Source organism: Vibrio sp. 10N.222.48.A3, from assembly GCF_041475345.1.
Classification (GTDB): domain Bacteria; phylum Pseudomonadota; class Gammaproteobacteria; order Enterobacterales; family Vibrionaceae; genus Vibrio; species Vibrio tasmaniensis_A.
Genome location: NZ_JBFRVX010000589.1, coordinates 1 through 4,391, shown reverse-complemented (window position 1 = coordinate 4,391; position 4,391 = coordinate 1). Strand labels below are relative to the sequence as shown.

The window sequence follows — 4,391 nt, the reverse complement described above, 5'->3', positions numbered from 1 at the left end:
GTTGGTACTGGTTCCAGTCGTCTCTTTAATCCTTTATTACTTGCTAGCAAAACGCTCGATACGCTCTAGCAGCAAGCGCTCTATGCAATCGACAGTGGCAGGTACGAATCGTCAAAACATGACTAATGAGCTGTCATCCAAGCTTGCCTTTATTCGCAGTGCTGGGTTCTCAGAGCACTGGATTCAACGTTTCAAAAAAGCCAATCTTCTTGCTTCAACAGTGACCTTTAATCAATCGGTTCTCCAGAGCCGGTACACCTCGATTTACTATTTTATTGGTGTGGGATCGACACTCGCCGTGATGGGGTTAGGTATAGGACTTATTTTTGAACAAGTGATGACCCCTGGTGGTTTGATTGCTTCAATGATGTTGATATCTAAGGTGACTGGCCCAGCTCAGGTGTTGGCAAACAGTGCGATGCGTTTTAATAGCTTTAATCAATCCAAGCTGCAAGTGAACCGTATTTTGTCTCAGCCGTCTGAGCGTGAATTCAGTTACCAGCATCACCCGTTACCCGTGGTAGCGCCTAACTTGAAATTAGACCAAGTGACGCTGCGCTATCCCAAACAGAGTCGCCCGGCCTTGAATGGTGTGAGTTTTGATATTGAAGCCGGTGAAATTGTCGCGATTACCGGCCCTTCTGGGAGCGGTAAATCAACATTAATTGAAGTGCTGTCTGGCTTGCAGCCTATCCAAAACGGTATGGTCGAGCTTGAAGGCGTTAACCTCGTTCAATATGATCCGCAGCTTTATCGCCACTGGTGTTTCATTCGAGCCGCATATCCTGATTTGCTTACGCTGAGTATTCGAGAGTGGCTAAACGACGGTCACAAAGTCGAAGATAAGAAAATGATATCTGCAATTGAAATGGTGGGCGGAAAGCGTTGGTTCGAGACATTATCAGGTGGGCTCGATACTTCCATCAGCAGTATTCAGCCGGACAGCCTTTTTGACATGTTGTCTGGCAGCGTCGCGCAGATCCTCATTGATGCAAAAGCGCTGGTTTATGACTACCCAATGTTCTTAATGGATAATCCTGTGCCTGATGCTCACCCAAATGCTAAACGTATATTTGGTGAGTTTGTGCAGTCGAAAAAAGGAAAAGCAACGGTGATTTACACGTCCCACGATCCGGATTTAATCAAGCTTGCCGATAAAGTGGTGGTATTAAATGAAGGTGCAGTGGTTTATGCCGGTCCATTAGAGCCGGAGCAGTCTTTGAAGCAGGAACAGCCTTCAGAGCCTCAAGCTTCTCAAGAACCGCAGTTATCTGAGCAACCGTTATCTCAAGAGCTACAGCCGTCAACTCAAGAGGCGTCTGCTCAACAAAATGCAGCCCAACAAGAACAATCAAAGTCTAAGCAAGGAGTCGCTAATGACTAAACAATCTATCGAGAAGGGCAAGCGCTACGGTGAACTTGTTGAATCACAAAATACGGCTCGTACATTGGCGCTGGCCACATGGTCGGTTGCCTTATGTGTTATTGCTTTTGCCACTTGGTCTGTAGTCACTCAAGTTGATGAAATCGCCAAAGCCAAAGGTGCTGTGATTCCAGAAGGCGAGAAGCAAGTATTACAAAGCGCGATTGGCGGTAAGTTAAAGCAAATTCTCGTTAAAGAAGGGCAGTTGGTTGAGAAAGGCCAGCCGCTTGTTGAGTTTGATGCCACTTTCCAGCGTACCGCCCTTGAAGAGCTAAAGTCCCAACAAGTGACGCTTCTAGCCAGTGTGGAACGTATGAATGCGCTGCTTGAGCAACGTGAGCCTAACCTTGCTGAGTTTGAGGTCGATTACCCAGAGATCGTCAGCCAACAAAAAGCGCAGCTGAACGCGCAAAAAGCCCTCTACTTCCAAAAGCGTGTGGTGCTTGAGAAAGAGAGCGAGCAAATTGCAGAGCAGCTTCGTAGCGTAGAAAAGGCCTTGCCGAGTTATGAGAAAGAGTTAAATGCGACTAAGCAAGAGTTGAACATACTGGAGAAGGGTTATAAAGCGGGTAACATTTCACGTTTACGTGTGCTTGAAATGCGTCAGAAACTGGCCAGTATTGAGCAGAAAATTGAAGAAGCTCGTGGTAAGAAAGCTGTGTTAATCAAGCAAGCAGACAGCACTGAGCAAAAAATTGAACAGCTTTTAGCAGAGGCTAAGGCGAAGGTCAGTGACGATCGTTCTAAAGCCGTATCTGACTTATCGGCATTGAATGCAAGAGTTCGTTCAAGCCAAGCTAAATTGACCAACACCATGTTGGTGTCACCGCTACAAGGCTTGGTGCAAAGCCTGCCAAGCACGCAAAACGGTGGTGTTATTCAGCCTGGTGGTACTGTGGTTGAAATCGTTCCTGTTGGTGGGAAAGCAGACTTTAAAGCTCGTTTGTCGCCAAGAGATATTGGTTTTGTGAGTGTAGGGCAGCCGACTCGTATCAAGATTGATGCGTTTGATTACAGCCGCTTTGGGGCGCTAAAAGGGGCGGTTGAGAGTATTTCTCCGACCACAAGTCAAAGCGAGCGTGGCGAGATCTATTATGAAGTCGTAGTGTCGGTTGATACGCCATACTTCCGCGATAACCCAGAGAGCTTTTCTATTTTGCCAGGTATGACGGGAGAGGTAGATATAACTACTGGTGAGAAATCTGTATTCCAGTATTTATGGAAACCGATTTACACCAATGTGAGTGTCGCATTTGGTGAAAGGTAATCGTTATAAAGAGTCGTTGAGAGTAAACGAATAACAACAGCAAATAATAAAAAGGGAGCACATCATGTGCTCCCTTCTGTTTAGTCTCGTTATCGGTTAACTATTTGGATCTATGTCCGGTAACCCATCGATATCGTTGTGATGATGGTGCTCATCATCTTGGTTATGGTTGATGTTTGCATCATGGTGTTCCAGCGCGTCTGACATATCCAAGTGCGCTTGGTCATGTGTTGCTGCATCTGGTTGGTCGACTTGTGCAAGTACGATATCCATATCCGCAGGTTGATCGTGAACCGTTGTCGATGTCGCATCGGGTTTAATGCCCAATGCATCCAGATAAGCGGCTGCACCATGGTGGCTGGTTTTCTGTTCGGGTTCTTGATGGGTCTGCTGGGTTAAATCCAGATTACTATCATCGCTTAGTGTGACCGTAAAGTCGGCTTGCGAAGCCATGTCTGGCTCGTCATGTTGAACAGGAGGCGGTGGTGGTGGAGCAGGGTGTGATGTATGGACGACAGGAGTGATTGTCATATCAACCACTTCAGTTCCAACTGTCAGCTTTCCACTATTTCCTGGCCCATGACTGAGTATCTGGATATTCACATGGGCGACAACTTCATCTTGATTTGTCCCTTGCAATGCCACTTCAAATTTATCTTCATGTTGACCTATACCAGAAGCGCTGCCATGAGGGCCCGTGTGAACTTGGGCTTGCTCTTGATAATGTAAATGACCGGTCTGAGGATCAATAGTTAATGTCCCGTATTGGCCATGATGACTAGTGACGTACTGTCCGTTAGGTAAATGGATTCGCCAACCGCTTTGTGCTGTTGGTACCGGAGTTAACGATGGTAATAGTGGTGGAACCCCAAGCGTGCCAGATACTTGGTGGCTTCCCGATGGTGGTCTGACAATGATAGGTTCAGGAATAGCGCTTGCAGCGAAACCTTGGCTACCTGCGGTATTACCGTGTTCGTCAGTCATTGTTGCTTGTACATTAGAACCGGGATGAACTTCAATTTGTATTCCGTGCTGTAGAGTATGAGCATCTAATACATGATCCTGACCATTGACGACAAGATGCTCACCGATTTTGGCATCACCAGGAGGCGTAACGGTTGCTGTGATCGTGTTTGCTTGTCCTCGGGCGATTTCAGCTTTGCTGTATAAGTTGTCTGCCCCTGCGTTTTCAAAGGTAATCGTAGGAACGCTAACCTGTGTATCGACTTGGTAAGTAACATCTGCAGTGGCATGAGCGCTATTACCTGCGGTATCTGTTATCGCTACTGATGCCTCTATTTTTTGGTCAGCATCGGCAATGAGTTCACTGCCAGGTACGGCAATTGAATAGTGTCCTTTTGCATCGACCACGCCAGTATGCTGTGTCCCATTTACATCTAAAGTCACAATGTCACCTGCATTAAAATCGCCAGAAACGGATCCGGTGATGTCAATGGAGCTGCTGGATTCTTGAGCATTAATCACATTGTCGGCGGTAATTGGGTCTGTTTGAATACCGACGTGTACTTGTGTATCTATATGGACGGAAAGAAGCGAAGATGTAGCCGGTAGCACTGATGAAGGAGCCAATGCTTTGGCGGATAGATTATGATCGCCATTCGGTAAGCTGCTTACTACAACGTTATATTGGCCAGAAGCATCTGATACCGCGTGTCCAACGGGTGTTGAACCATCGTAAAT

The 4,391-nt window shown here is 46.7% G+C and carries 3 protein-coding genes; 2 read left to right on the top strand and 1 reads right to left on the bottom strand.

What is annotated here, in order from left to right:
- Both AB4653_RS16685 and AB4653_RS16680 read left to right on the top strand, forming a co-directional pair.
- Positions 1–1,384, top strand: a 1,384-nt coding sequence (locus AB4653_RS16685) for an ATP-binding cassette domain-containing protein (RefSeq protein ID WP_372104773.1), incomplete at its 5' end; no start/stop codon positions are given.
- Positions 1,377–2,690 carry an HlyD family type I secretion periplasmic adaptor subunit gene (locus tag AB4653_RS16680; protein WP_009845529.1) on the top strand — a complete coding sequence of 438 codons (1,314 nt, stop codon included), beginning with the start codon at positions 1,377–1,379 and terminating at the stop codon, positions 2,688–2,690. The genes AB4653_RS16685 and AB4653_RS16680, both read left to right, overlap by 8 nt.
- A gap of 96 nt (positions 2,691–2,786) precedes the next feature.
- Here AB4653_RS16680 and AB4653_RS16675 read toward each other — a convergent pair.
- The coding region (locus AB4653_RS16675; protein ID WP_372104770.1) for an Ig-like domain-containing protein at positions 2,787–4,391 on the bottom strand (1,605 nt) is incomplete at its 5' end.